Below are 12,448 nucleotides of genomic sequence, written 5' to 3'. Positions count from 1 at the left end.
TGCTCGTCATACGGGATGAACGGTGTTTCCGGATCGAGCGCCTGGCAGTGCTCATAGAGGTCCCAGTACTGCTTTCGCGCGAACAGGACGATGCGGGCCGTCGGCCCTGGTGCCTCACCGTCTCGCTGTCGCACCCCCACGACCCCTATGTCGCGCGCAAGCAGTACTGGGACCTCTATGAGCACTGCCAGGCGCTCGATCCGGAAACACCGTTCATCCCGTATGACGAGCAGGATGCGCATTCGCAGCGGCTCTACCGCGCCAGCGACTATCAATCCTTCGAGATCACGCCTGAACAGGTGCGCCGTTCGCGGCGCGGCTATTTCGCCAACATTTCCTATGTCGACGACAAGCTCGGCGAGCTTCTGGATGTCCTCAAGCGCACCCGCATGCTCGACGACACCGTCATCCTGTTCTGCTCGGATCACGGCGACATGCTGGGCGAGCGTGGCCTGTGGTTCAAGATGAGCTTCTTCGAGGGTTCGGCGCGGGTGCCGCTGATGATCGCCGGCAAGGGCGTGCCTGCCGGCCTCATCGAGGCGCCGGTTTCCAATCTTGACGTGACGCCGACGCTCTGCGACCTCGCCGGCATCGATATCGCTGCAATCGCGCCTTGGACCGATGGCCAGTCGCTGCTGCCGTTGCTCGACGGCAAGGCGCGCACGGCGCCGGTGTTGATCGAGTATGCGGCCGAAGGCTCATACGCGCCGCTGGTCGCCATCCGCGACGGCAAATACAAGTTCGTCCATTGCGAACTCGACGCGCCGCAACTGTTCGATCTCGAAGCCGATCCGCTCGAGCGCGACAACCTGGCTGAAGATCCGGCGAACGCTGCCCTGGTGGCGGCATTCATGGAAAAAGTCAGGGCCCGCTGGGACATGGCGAGCTTCGACGCCGCCGTGCGCGAAAGCCAGGCGCGCCGCTGGGTCGTCTACCCGGCGCTGCGCAACGGCGCCTACTATCCCTGGGATTTCCAGCCGCTGCAAAAGGCGTCGGAACGCTACATGCGCAATCACATGAACCTCGACAATCTCGAAGAGAGCAAACGGTATCCGAGAGGCGAATGATGGCAGACATTCTCATCCCTACACTTGATCATCTGAAGCAGGCCTATGCCGTCACCGCGGCGGCCACGCAGGTGACGCCGCTCCTGGAGTCGGCGGCTTTAGCCAGGGAGACCGGCGCGGCGCGCGTCTTCGTCAAGCCGGAGTCGCTGCAATGGGCGGGCTCCTTCAAGGTTCGCGGCGCCTATTGGCGGCTGAGCCGACTTTCGCCGGATGAGGCGAAAAAGGGCGTGGTGGCGTATTCCTCCGGCAATTTCGCGCAGGGGCTGGCGGCCGCCGGCCAGGCGCTGGGCATTCCGGTCACCATCGTCATGCCGATCGACGCACCCGCCGCCAAGCGCGATGCGACGGCCGGTTATGGTGCGCGGGTGGTGCTGACAGACCATGGCGAGCGCGCCCGCGAGGAGGTCGCCGCCGCCAAGGCGCGGGAGATCGCCGAGACCGAGCATCTTACGCTGCTCCATCCCTTCGACGATCCGGAAATCGTCGCGGGCCAGGCCGGCGCGGGGCTTGAGGCGCTCGACCAGTTGGCGACGAAGAAGGCGCATGCCGACCTGGTGTTCTGCTCGGTCGGTGGCGGCGGGCTGATCGGCGGTGTCTCGCTCGCCTTCCACTATCTGTCGCCGAAGACCGAAATTATCGCGGTGGAGCCGGAAGGGTTCAACGGCATGGGCTCGTCGCTGGCGCATGGCGCGATCGAGACGATGCCGATCGGGCCGAAATCGATCTGCGACGGGCTGATGGCGCGCAAGCCCGGCAACGCGCCGTTCGCGGCGGTGAGTGCCGCCGGCGTGCGCGGCGTCACCGTCGACGATGCCTCGGTTCGGCGGGCGATGAAGATCGCCTTCGAGCGTATGAAGCTGGTGCTGGAACCTTCGGGCGCGGCATCGCTGGCAGCACTTCTCGGCGGCAAAGTGGATGTGGCGGGAAAAACCGTCCTTGTGATTGCAACCGGCGGCAATGTCTCGCTCGCCGATTTCATCTCACATATGAACGATGGGCGCATATGAACAATGCTTGAAGCGGATTTCGTCATCATCGGCTCCGGCTCCGCCGGCTCGGCCATGGCCTACCGGCTGTCGGAAGACGGCAAGCACTCGGTGATCGTCATCGAGTTCGGCGGCACCGATATGGGGCCGCTGATCCAGATGCCGTCGGCGCTGTCGATCCCGCTCAACATGAGCCTTTACGACTGGGGTTTCGCCAGCGAGCCCGAGCCGCATCTCGGCGGGCGCGTGCTTGCCACGCCGCGCGGCAAGGTGATCGGCGGTTCCTCCTCGATCAACGGCATGGTCTATGTGCGTGGCCATGCGCATGACTTCGACCACTGGGCCGACCAGGGCGCAGCCGGCTGGGCGTTCGCCGACGTGCTCCCCTACTTCAAGCGCATGGAGGATTCCGACGGCGGCGAGGATGGCTGGCGGGGCAAAAGCGGACCGTTGCATGTGCAGCGCGGCACGCGGAAAAATCCGCTCTACGGCGCCTTTGTCGAGGCGGGCCGCCAAGCCGGTTTCGAACTCACCGACGACTATAACGGCTCGAAGCAGGAAGGTTTCGGGGCGATGGAGCAGACCATTCTGGGCGGCCGCCGCTGGTCGGCGGCGAACGCCTATCTGAAGCCGGCTCTGAAACGCGGAAATGTTAGCCTGCTCAAGGGTTTCGCGCGGCGCGTGGTGATCGAGAATCAACGCGCGGTCGGTGTCGAGATCGAAGCTAACAAACAGATTCAGGTCGTTAAGGCGCGACGCGAGGTGATCGTCGCGGCCTCGTCGATCAATTCGCCGAAGATCCTCATGCTGTCTGGCATCGGCCCAGGCGCGCATTTGCAGGAAAACGGCATCCGAGTGATCGCCGACCGTCCAGGCGTCGGCGCCAACCTGCAGGATCATTTGGAGCTTTACATCCAGCAGGAATCGACCAAGCCGATCACGCTGAACTCGGTGCTCAACCCTTTCTCCAAGGCGTTGATCGGCGCGCAGTGGCTGTTCTTCAAGACCGGGCTTGGCGCCACCAACCATTTCGAGGCGGCCGCCTTCGTGCGCTCGCGGGCCGGCATCGACTACCCCGATATCCAGTACCACTTCATCCCGGCGGCGGTGCGCTATGACGGCAAGTCGGCGGCGAAGTCGCATGGCTTCCAGGCGCATGTCGGGCCGATGCGCTCGAAGTCGCGCGGCTCGGTGACGCTGCGTTCGCCAGATCCCAAGACCAAGCCGATGATCCGCTTCAACTACATGTCGCATCCGGACGACTGGAGCGAGTTCCGCCACTGCATCCGGCTGACGCGCGAGATCTTCGGCCAGAAGGCGTTCGACGGTTTCCGTGGCAAGGAGATTTCGCCGGGCAGCCAAGTGCAGTCGGATGACGAGCTCGACGCCTTCATCCGCGACCATGCCGAAAGCGCCTATCATCCCTGCGGCACTTGCCGGATGGGCCGCGCCGACGACCTGACCAGCGTCGTCGATCCGGAATGCCGGGTGATCGGCGTCGGAGGCTTGCGCGTCGCCGACTCCTCGATCTTCCCGCGGGTGACCAACGGCAACCTCAACGCGCCCTCGATCATGACCGGCGAGAAGGCGTCCGACCACATCCTCGGCCGCACGCCGCTGGCGCCATCCAACCAGGAACCGTGGATCAATCCGCGCTGGCAGGTGGCGGACCGATAGGGCATTGTCCGGGCGGGCGCGCCCTCCCCGCCCAGCGACCAATGAACGGAGAAAAGCCATGCGCGCACAGCCGACGGCATCGCATTATGTCAATGGCCGCTACATCGAAGACGAAGGCGGCGCGCCACTGCCGGTGATCTATCCGGCGACTGGCGAGACCATCGCCACCTTGCATTCGGCGACCTCGAACGTGCTGGAGCTTGCGATCGAAGCCGCGCGGGCCGCGCAGCCGGGCTGGGCGCGGCTGAAGCCGGTCGAGCGCGGCCGCATCCTGCGCCGTGCAGCCGACATCCTGCGCGCGCGCAACGCCGATCTCGCCCGCATCGAGACGCTGGACACCGGCAAGGCGATCCAGGAGACGCTGGTGGCGGATGCGCCTTCGGCCGCCGATTGCCTGGAATATTTCGCCGGCGCGGTCGCCGCCTTCAACGGCGAGATGATCGATCTCGGCGGGCCTTTCGCCTATACGCGGCGGGAGCCGCTCGGCGTCTGCGTCGGCATCGGCGCCTGGAACTACCCGATCCAGATCGCCGGCTGGAAGTCGGCGCCGGCTTTGGCCATGGGCAATGCCATGGTGTTCAAGCCTTCGGAGAACACCCCCCTGTCGGCCCTGGCGCTGGCCGAGATCTACTCAGAGGCCGGCCTGCCCGACGGGCTGTTCAATGTCGTGCAGGGCTATGGCGATGTCGGCGCCGGTCTCGTCGGCCATGATGTCGTGGCAAAAGTCTCGGTGACCGGCTCGGTGCCGACCGGCCGCAAGGTGTTGTCGCTCGCCGGCTCGAAGATGAAGCTCGCGACGATGGAGCTCGGCGGCAAGTCGCCGCTCATCGTCTTCGACGACGCCGATCTCGAAAACGCCATCGGCGGCGCCATGCTCGGCAATTTCTATTCGACCGGCCAGATCTGCTCCAACGGCACGCGCGTCTTTGTGCAGAAGGGCCTGCATGACCGTTTCGTCGAACGGCTGGTCGAGCGGACGAAAAAGATCCGCATCGGCGATCCGCTCGATCCGGAAACGCAGATGGGGCCGCTGGTCAACAAGGCGCAGCAGGACAAGGTCGTCTCCTATATCGAAGCCGGCAAGCAGGACGGAGCGAGCCTCGCCTGCGGCGGCAACGTGCCGTCGCTGCAAGGTTTCGAGGGTGGCTTCTTCATCGAGCCGACGGTGTTCACCGGTGTGACCGACAATATGCGCATCGCGCGCGAGGAAATCTTCGGGCCGGTGATGAGCGTCTTGAAGTTCGACAGTGAAGACGAGGTGATCGAGCGCGCCAACGACACCGAATTCGGGCTGGCGGCCGGCGTGTTCACGCGCGACCTGCCGCGCGCGCATCGGGTGATCGCCGAGCTGCAGGCCGGCACCTGCTGGATCAACGCCTACAATCTGACGCCCGTGGAAATGCCCTTCGGCGGCGTCAAGCAGTCCGGCATCGGCCGCGAGAATTCGCTTGCCGCGCTGGCGCATTATTCGCAGCTGAAGGCGGTCTATGTCGAGACCGGGGACGTGGCGGCGCCTTACTGAGACTTCTCCGCCGTCCCGTCCAGATACTGCGTCAGCGCACAGACCAGATGGTAGAAGATGCTCGCCGGCACCTCGGTTGCCAGCGAGCGGCCGCGCTCGTCGATGCGGTCGATCCACAGGCCGAGCGGCGCCGGGTCGATGTGCCAGCGGAACAGGCGGCCGACGCGCGCCTCGATCTCGGGCTTGAGATCCGGACCGCCCGAGCCGTCGAGCGCGATCGCCGCCTTGATCGCCTCGGCCTGCGGCCAGCTGCGCGAGACCGTGTCGAGCGGCAGGCCCTGGCGCGAGACCGCGCCATAGGCAAGGCCGGTGGCGCGGTTGAGGCCGTTGGCAATGGCCGATGCGTAGAGCTTGCGGGCGAAGGCGGTGAGTTCGCTCTGGCCGCTGCGGGCAGCAAAGTCGACCAGCAGCGAAGCCCATTCGAAATGATGGCCAGGCTCGGTCCAGATCCGCTTCTCGCCCGCCGCCGGCTTCCACCCCTCGTCGAAATATTCGCCGAGCGTCCAGCTCTCGGCATCGAAGAAATGGCTGCGGAAAAGGTCGATGATGCGCGCCGCGCGGCGCAGATATGCGCGCTCGCCCGTCGCCTTGTGCCAGGCGAGGAAGGCTTCGAGCAGATGCATGTGCGGGTTGGAACGCCGTTCCTCCGCGCCGTCTGAGGTTTCCAGGAAGCCGGTCATGCGGGCATCTTCGAGATGCGCATCGAGGAAGGCGAACGTCTCCTCGCCGAGCCGCAACGCGTCTGGATGGCCCGACATATGGGCATGCGCCAGCGCCAGCAGCACGCAGGAATGATCGTAGGCGTCCTCCACCGGATCGGCGACCGAACCGTCGATGTTGAGCGTGCGCACCCAGCCGCCACGCCCGGTGCGGCCCTGCCCCGCCATGAAGTCGATGCCATGCGCGATCAGCCGGTCCGCCGGGCCGTCCCAGCCGCGCTCCTTGGCAACCGCGAAGGCATAGACCTGACGCGCCTGCGTGCGCATGCGCTTCGGCTTCATCAGCGGGGAAGCATCGAAGCCCAGCGCCTCGTGGAAGCCGCCATGGCGTTCGTCGACGCCAAGGGTCGACCATAGCGGCAATGTCTCGTCGAACAGCCAGTGGCGTACGCGCCGCCGCCAGGCGCCGCTCTCGATGACACGGTCATGCGCCGGCGTGAACCTGGTCTCCAGCCGGCCGGATTTCTCCAGCTGCTCGACGATCTTCTTGACGTGCTGGCTGTGGCTGACCGGCGCGACGAAAGTGGCGTCGGCGGTGGAGACGATGGCCACGTCCTTCATGCCGATCGCCGAAAGCAGGCGACCGTCGCCGCGGATATAGGAGTTCTCGCAATCGATGGCGACGACGTCTCCCAGGATGACGTTGCCGTGCTTGTCGGACGGGCCGACATCGAGCAGCGACTGCCAGGAGCCGAGGTCGTTCCAGCGGAAGCCGGCGGGCACCATGGCGATGTCTTTCGCGCGCTCCATGATGGCGTAGTCGATCGAGGTCGACGGAATCGCGGAATAGAGTTCCAGCGGCATATAGAGGCCGGACAGATCGCTGGTCGCGGCCTTGTAGGCGGCCTCCGTCGCGTGCCAGATTTTCGGTTCGTAGGCCGCGAAGGCATCGCGCATGGCGCCGGCGCGGAACAGGAAGATGCCGGTGTTCCAGTAGAAGCTGCCGGCGTCGAGATAGGCCTGCGCGGCGGCGACATCCGGCTTCTCGACGAAGCGCGAGACGTCGAAGACACCGTCCTTGCCGGCCCCGACCTCGATATAGCCATAGCCCGTCTCGGGCTGTGCCGGTTTCAGGCCGAACACCACGAGCCGGCCGGCATTTGCCGCCGCCGCGCCCGCCTCGATGCTTTGCCAGAACTGGTGAGACGTCGAGATCTCATGGTCGGACGGCACCACCAGCACCAGCTCGTCGCCATATTCGGAGAGCGTGCGCAGGCTGGCAAGCGCCACCGCGGCCGCGGTGTTGCGGCCCGTCGGCTCGAACAGCGGTCCGCCGCCGGCCAGATCGACACCGGCGAGGTCGGCATGGACACGCTCGGCGTGACGTTCCGCGGCGATCAGGAAAATCGGCGTCTCGCCTTGCGAACGCGCCGCCAGCCGGCGCAAGGTCTTGGCCAGCATGGAACCATCGCCCGAGAAGTCGTGGAACTGCTTGGGATTGTCCTCGCGCGACAACGGCCACAGCCGCGATCCGACGCCGCCACTCATAACGAAACTGACGATGCGCTCGGTCATTCGGGTCTCACGCTCAAAAGTTGGCCGATCCGGTAGCACAGATGCTTTAAGCGGTGTTTACACGCTTGGAAATCCGCTCGGCTGCCAGATCGATGAAGGCCTTCACCAGCGGCGACAGATGCCGGCTGCTCGGATAGAGGACATAAAGGCCGCCGACGGGCGTGGTATGACCGACAAGAACCCTGCGCAGCCGCCCCTCGCCTATCAGCGTTTCCGCCATTGCATTGGGGATCTGGGCGATGCCGTAACCGGCAAGGGCGGCCGTGACGACCGCCTGCATCTCGTTGGCGGCGAAACGCCCGGCCACCGTGACCGTCTCCTGCCCATCCGGACCGTCCAGCACCCAGTGGGCGCCGACGGCCGAGGGCCCGGCAATCACGCAATCGTGGCCAGCCAGGTCCGCCGGCGTGCCCGGCGCTCCATTGCGCGCCAGGTAGTCCGGGCTGGCGCAGAGCAGCCTGGGCGCTGCGCCGAGCTTGCGAGCGATCAGCGTCGAATCCTTCAGGACGCCGGTGCGGAAGGAGAGATCTATTCCTTCCTCGACAAGGTTTAGCCTCTCGTCTGTGAGCCGAAGCTCGATCTTGGTCCTCGGATACATGTCGAGAAAGTCGAGGACGGCCCGGTTGAGGAAATAAGGGCCGAAGCCTACTGGCGCGGAAATGCGGATGGTGCCTGTCGGTTCCGCCCTTGCTTCGGCAAGATGCAGATTTGCCTGCTCGATCATGCGCAACGCCTGGCTGCTCTGCTCGTAATAGAGGCGGCCGGCGTCAGTCATGCCGAGACTGCGAGTCGTGCGCTGCAACAGCCGGATCCCCACCTCGCGCTCGAGCGCGGCAACGCGGCGGCTGACCGTCGTCTTGGGCATCGCGAGCAGCCGCGCGGCGGCGGTGAAGCTTCCGGCTTCCACAACGCGGGCAAAGACCATGATGTCGTTGAGGTCGAGCATTGTATCTGTAGATGGAACAAAGTTTTTCAATTATAGGCAATTATGCATCAATTTGACAACGCCTAACTTCGCTCCATGGACAACAAGGAGCAAAACGAAATGACCAAAAAAGACATTCTGGTGACCGGCGCCACGGGCCAGCAAGGCGGCGCGGTCGCGCGCGTCCTGCTTTCAAAGGGGCATCGCGTCAAAGCGCTGACGCGCTCGCCGGATGGTAAGGCCGCGCGGCAACTGGCAGCAGACGGCGCCGAAATCGTGGCCGGCGACCTCTCCGATGCGGCGTCGATTGTGAAGGCAGCACGCGGAGTCGACACTATGTTCCTGATGGGGAACAGCTATGAGGCCGGGCTGGAGGAAGAGACGAGGCAAGGCATCATCGCGGCCGACGCGGCAAAGGCTGCCGGCGTCGGTCACTTGATCTACTCGTCGGTCGCCGACGCCGACAGGAACACCGGCATTCCGCATTTCGACAGCAAGTATCGGGTCGAGCAGCATATCGAGCGGCTGGGCATCCCCTATACGATCAGCGCCCCGGTCGCCTTCATGGAGAATTTTGTCGCGCCGTGGTCGATCGGCGCGCTGAGCCAGGGCACGCATGCCTTCCCCGTCCCTACCAAGCGCCTTTTGCAGTTGGTCGCGTTGGCAGACATCGGCGCCTTCGTCGCAGCGCTCGCCGAGCGGCGCGAAAACGTGTTCGGCAAGCGCTTCGATTTCGCCGGCGACGAGTTATCCGGCGAGGAGCAAGCCAGGATCCTGTCGGAGGTCATCGGCCGCCCGATCGCCTATCAGGAAATCCCGATCGCGGCGGCCCGCCAGCAAAGCGAGGATGCGGCGCTGATGTTCGAATGGTTCGACCGCGAGGGTTACGACGTCGATATCGCCGCCTTGCGCCGGGATTTTCCGGACGTTCGCTGGCACAGCTTTGCCGACTGGGCGAAAGCATTCGACTGGAGCGTGCTAGCCCAGCCAGCCGTCTGAGCACGGTGGGTGCCAGGAGCCGCAATGAACGCGGATCGGCCGATCCAAAGGGTCGGTCCGCTGCCCATTTGGCGCAGCCGGCCCGCCTGCTCTGCCGCGAGGTCAAAACGGCCAACGGCGAAAGCCGACGAAATGCGACAGAAGTGCTGTCATTGACGCTTGCAGGATTGGAAAGTGGCAGCTATAAGCCCGCGGTCTGGTCACGGAGTGTAGCGCAGTCTGGTAGCGCACCTCGTTCGGGACGAGGGGGTCGCAGGTTCAAATCCTGCCACTCCGACCAGAAAAGACAATGGGTTAGCGGTATTGCAGTCCGCTAACGGATGTCTCCGCAGAAGAATAGAACAGGACCCGAACCTTTCGGTCCAGCTTGCTCGCGTGCATATCTCGCAATGGAGCCAGCCTCGTCGCAAACGATCCCTTCGCCCCGCTCCGCCAACGTTTCCTCGCCCGCTGTACCGATCAGCTCGCCGAGCTGAAAGCCATCGCGCTTCAGGCCGCTCCCCTCCCCGGCAACGATCTGCTCATCCGGCTCGCCCACTCGCTCGCCGGCGCCGCGGGCACGTTCGGCTTTGCGGAGATCAGCGCGCGGGCGTCGGCGCTGGAGACACTGCTTATCGAGCAGGCGGATGGCGCAAGCGTGCGGGCGGCGCTCGATGGCTTGATCGCGGAGATCGAGCGGACGCTGGCGTGAATGGCGCTGGGTTGACGCTGGCACCAATGGCGCCGGGCTGATGCCGCCGGCCGCGCCTATTTCTTGGCGCCGCCGGGGCCGGTCCGGGTCATCTCTCCCCAGCCCTGGTTGCCGCGCAGGAACTGCCACCAGCCTTTCACGCGCCAGAAATTGTTGAGCTGGCGGTAGCCGAAATTCTCGATCACGGCGGCGGCCGTCAGCACGGCGAGGTCCCTGGCGCGGGGGAAGCGCTGCAGCTCGGCCTCCTCCAGGATCAGCGAGCAGACGCTGACGCAGACGCCATAGGTGAAGATGAGCGCGGTGAAGGCGAGAAGATATTCGGCCGACAGTATGCCGAGCAGCCAGAAGGCCGGGATCAGTATATAGCCCAGCACTTCCGCTATCGGCCCGAGCACGTCGACGATGAAGATGTGGCCGAAGCCGAGGAAGCCGACGCGGCCATAGCGCGGGTTGAACAGCATCGAGCGGTAGCGGAAGAAGCATTCGAGCGCGCCGCGCTGCCAGCGCGAGCGCTGGCGGGCGAGCACGCTCAGCGTTTCCGGCGCCTCGGTCCAGCACACCGGCTCGGGGATGAACTGGATGCGGTATTTGCGCTTCTTGTCGCGCATATGGCGGTGCAGCTTGATGACGAGATCGAGGTCCTCGCCCATCGAGCCCTTGGTGAAGCCGCCCACCGCCACCACTTCGGCGCCTGAGCGCAGACCTCAACCTCGAGAGCGATTCCTTCGATTGGCCTTCCGCATTGACGGTTCCACTTCGAACAGGCAGCCGAAATGGCCGCCGCCATCCATTATGCTCGACAGCCGGCCATTACTTTGGCCTAATGACGTCCTGTCCTTGGTTCGTGGAGCGTGGAGCCGGCAGAGCGGCTAAATGAGAGAATGACGTTCAAGCTTACAGCCATTTCGATCGCGACGCTGCTTCTGGCGGCAGGCTGTTCATCGACCACGGCGTCGATCAGCCCGGCGAAATACGACAAAATGAACTGCCCAGAGCTCAACAATGCGGTCGGCGACACCGCCACCGATATTTCGCGCACGGCAATCGCCCGCGGCAGGGTGGCCGGCACCAGCGTGCCAAGCTGGCTGCTCGGCGGCGAGCGCGTGAAGACAGCGGTGGCCAATCGCGAAACCGCCCGGATCGACAGGCAGCAGCAGCAGCAGCAGGTGATCGTCGCGACGCGGAGGCAGAGGTGCCCGTCGCCGCAATGACGCGAGCCTGACGGAGCCGGCCTTCATGCGCTCATGCGGAACCGTGTCGAATCGATCGCCGCGTTCATCAGCGTCTGCGTGTAGGCCTCGCGCGGGTTGTCGAAGATTTCCTGGGTCGGACCTTCCTCGACGATCTTTCCCTGCTTCATGACGATGATGTAGTCGGCCATCGCGCGTACCACCGCGAGGTCGTGGCTGATAAACAGGTAGGACAATTCGTGGTCGGCCTGCAGCTTGCGCAGCAGCTCGACGATCTGCTTCTGCACGGAACGGTCGAGCGCCGAGGTCGGTTCGTCCAGCACCACCACTTTCGGCATCAGGATCATGGCGCGGGCAATGGCGATGCGCTGGCGCTGGCCGCCGGAGAATTCGTGCGGGTAGCGGTTGCGAGCGTTGGGATCGAGGCCGACCTCGCGCAGCGCCTCGACGGCGCGCTGGTCGCGCTGCTTGCCGGTAAGCGAGGGCTCGTGCACCAAAAGGCCTTCGGTGATCACCTGGCCGATGGTCATGCGCGGCGACAGGGAACCGAATGGATCCTGGAAGACGAGCTGCAATTCGCGCCTGAGCGGCCGCATCGCCTGGCGATCCGCCTCGGAGATGTCACGGTCGCCGAAACGGATGACGCCGTCGCTGGGGAGCAGCCTCAGCAGCGCGCGGCCGAGCGTCGACTTGCCCGAACCCGACTCGCCGACGATGCCGATCGTCTGGTTGCGCTTCAGCCGGATCGAGATCCTGTCCACCGCGCGCAGCATCAGCGGCTCGCCGCCGAGGAAGCCGCCGCCGATCTTGAAGACGACCTCGACATTGCGGCCTTCGAGCAGCACTGGCGAACTGGCCGGCGGCGCCGCCTTGGTGCCGGTCGGCTCGGCCGCAAGCAGCATCTTCGTGTAGGCATGCTGCGGGTTGGCGAAGAGCGCTTCCGCCCCGCCCTCCTCCACCACCTCGCCCTGGCGCATGACGTAGACGCGGTCGGCGAAGCGGCGCACGATGCCGAGATCGTGGGTGATGAAGACGATCGCCATGCCGAGCTTGCGCTGCAATTCGGCAAGCAGCATCAGGATCTGCGCCTGGATGGTGACGTCGAGCGCCGTCGTCGGCTCGTCGGCGATCAGGATGTCGGGATCGTTGGCCAGCGC

Annotated in this window: 11 protein-coding genes and 1 tRNA gene; 8 read left to right on the top strand and 4 right to left on the bottom strand. The window is 65.0% G+C overall.

Annotated elements, in window-relative coordinates; translation table 11 throughout:
* From betC to betB, 4 genes are all read left to right on the top strand, one after another.
* The coding region (betC, locus tag FJ471_RS32490) for a choline-sulfatase (protein ID WP_246684890.1) at positions 1–1,067 on the top strand (1,067 nt) is incomplete at its 5' end.
* A complete protein-coding gene (locus FJ471_RS32485) occupies positions 1,064–2,074 on the top strand; it encodes a threonine/serine dehydratase (protein WP_181179898.1) in 1,011 nt (336 codons plus the stop codon). The genes betC and FJ471_RS32485, both read left to right, overlap by 4 nt.
* 3 nt (positions 2,075–2,077) lie before the next feature.
* Positions 2,078–3,730: a choline dehydrogenase gene (gene betA, locus FJ471_RS32480; protein WP_140809678.1), complete on the top strand. Its 1,653-nt coding sequence runs from the start codon at positions 2,078–2,080 to the stop codon at positions 3,728–3,730.
* Between the two features lie 58 nt (positions 3,731–3,788).
* Complete coding sequence (betB, locus tag FJ471_RS32475; protein ID WP_140809676.1) at positions 3,789–5,252, top strand: betaine-aldehyde dehydrogenase; 1,464 nt, start codon at positions 3,789–3,791, stop codon at positions 5,250–5,252.
* Here the strand turns inward: betB and FJ471_RS32470 are convergent.
* Both FJ471_RS32470 and FJ471_RS32465 read right to left on the bottom strand, forming a co-directional pair.
* Positions 5,246–7,486 carry an AGE family epimerase/isomerase gene (locus tag FJ471_RS32470; protein ID WP_140809674.1) on the bottom strand — a complete coding sequence of 747 codons (2,241 nt, stop codon included), beginning with the start codon at positions 7,484–7,486 and terminating at the stop codon, positions 5,246–5,248. The genes betB and FJ471_RS32470 overlap by 7 nt on opposite strands.
* Before the next feature lie 46 nt (positions 7,487–7,532).
* The gene (locus FJ471_RS32465) at positions 7,533–8,432 is read right to left on the bottom strand and encodes a LysR family transcriptional regulator (protein WP_140809672.1); all 900 of its coding nucleotides are present in this window, start codon (positions 8,430–8,432) and stop codon (positions 7,533–7,535) included.
* A 99-nt stretch (positions 8,433–8,531) separates the two neighbouring features.
* On the opposite strand from FJ471_RS32465, the gene FJ471_RS32460 reads away from it, so the two are divergent.
* The 3 genes from FJ471_RS32460 to FJ471_RS32450 all read left to right on the top strand — a co-directional run bounded on the left by FJ471_RS32460 (position 8,532) and on the right by FJ471_RS32450 (position 10,101).
* Positions 8,532–9,410 carry an NmrA/HSCARG family protein gene (locus tag FJ471_RS32460; RefSeq protein ID WP_140809671.1) on the top strand — a complete coding sequence of 293 codons (879 nt, stop codon included), beginning with the start codon at positions 8,532–8,534 and terminating at the stop codon, positions 9,408–9,410.
* 203 nt (positions 9,411–9,613) lie between these two features.
* Positions 9,614–9,690 (top strand) — tRNA-Pro (locus FJ471_RS32455).
* An 87-nt stretch (positions 9,691–9,777) separates the two neighbouring features.
* Positions 9,778–10,101, top strand: coding sequence for an Hpt domain-containing protein (locus FJ471_RS32450; RefSeq protein ID WP_181179896.1), 324 nt, complete (start codon positions 9,778–9,780; stop codon positions 10,099–10,101).
* Positions 10,102–10,157: 56 nt separating this feature from the next.
* On the opposite strand, the gene FJ471_RS32445 is transcribed toward FJ471_RS32450, so the two are convergent.
* Positions 10,158–10,781 carry a glycosyltransferase family 2 protein gene (locus FJ471_RS32445; RefSeq protein WP_246684889.1) on the bottom strand — a complete coding sequence of 208 codons (624 nt, stop codon included), beginning with the start codon at positions 10,779–10,781 and terminating at the stop codon, positions 10,158–10,160.
* Between the two features lie 201 nt (positions 10,782–10,982).
* On the opposite strand from FJ471_RS32445, the gene FJ471_RS32440 reads away from it, so the two are divergent.
* Positions 10,983–11,312 (top strand): hypothetical protein, encoded by a 330-nt coding sequence (locus FJ471_RS32440; protein ID WP_140809669.1) that lies wholly within the window; start codon positions 10,983–10,985, stop codon positions 11,310–11,312.
* A 23-nt stretch (positions 11,313–11,335) separates the two neighbouring features.
* Here the strand turns inward: FJ471_RS32440 and FJ471_RS32435 are convergent.
* Positions 11,336–12,448: ATP-binding cassette domain-containing protein (locus FJ471_RS32435; protein WP_140809667.1), on the bottom strand; the 1,113-nt coding region annotated here is incomplete at its 5' end.

It is taken from the genome of Mesorhizobium sp. B2-7-1 (assembly GCF_006440735.1).
Lineage (GTDB): Bacteria > Pseudomonadota > Alphaproteobacteria > Rhizobiales > Rhizobiaceae > Mesorhizobium.
The sequence above is the reverse complement of the archived record's forward strand: the minus strand, read 5'-3'. Positions and strand labels throughout refer to the sequence as shown.

Coding starts and splice junctions, on each gene's coding strand:
- FJ471_RS32470 (WP_140809674.1), bottom strand. CDS start 7,486: ATGACCGAGCGCATCGTCAGTTTCGTTATGAGTGGCGGCGTCGGATCG.
- betB (WP_140809676.1), top strand. CDS start 3,789: ATGCGCGCACAGCCGACGGCATCGCATTATGTCAATGGCCGCTACATC.
- FJ471_RS32485 (WP_181179898.1), top strand. CDS start 1,064: ATGATGGCAGACATTCTCATCCCTACACTTGATCATCTGAAGCAGGCC.
- FJ471_RS32465 (WP_140809672.1), bottom strand. CDS start 8,432: ATGCTCGACCTCAACGACATCATGGTCTTTGCCCGCGTTGTGGAAGCC.
- betA (WP_140809678.1), top strand. CDS start 2,078: ATGCTTGAAGCGGATTTCGTCATCATCGGCTCCGGCTCCGCCGGCTCG.
- FJ471_RS32460 (WP_140809671.1), top strand. CDS start 8,532: ATGACCAAAAAAGACATTCTGGTGACCGGCGCCACGGGCCAGCAAGGC.
- FJ471_RS32440 (WP_140809669.1), top strand. CDS start 10,983: ATGACGTTCAAGCTTACAGCCATTTCGATCGCGACGCTGCTTCTGGCG.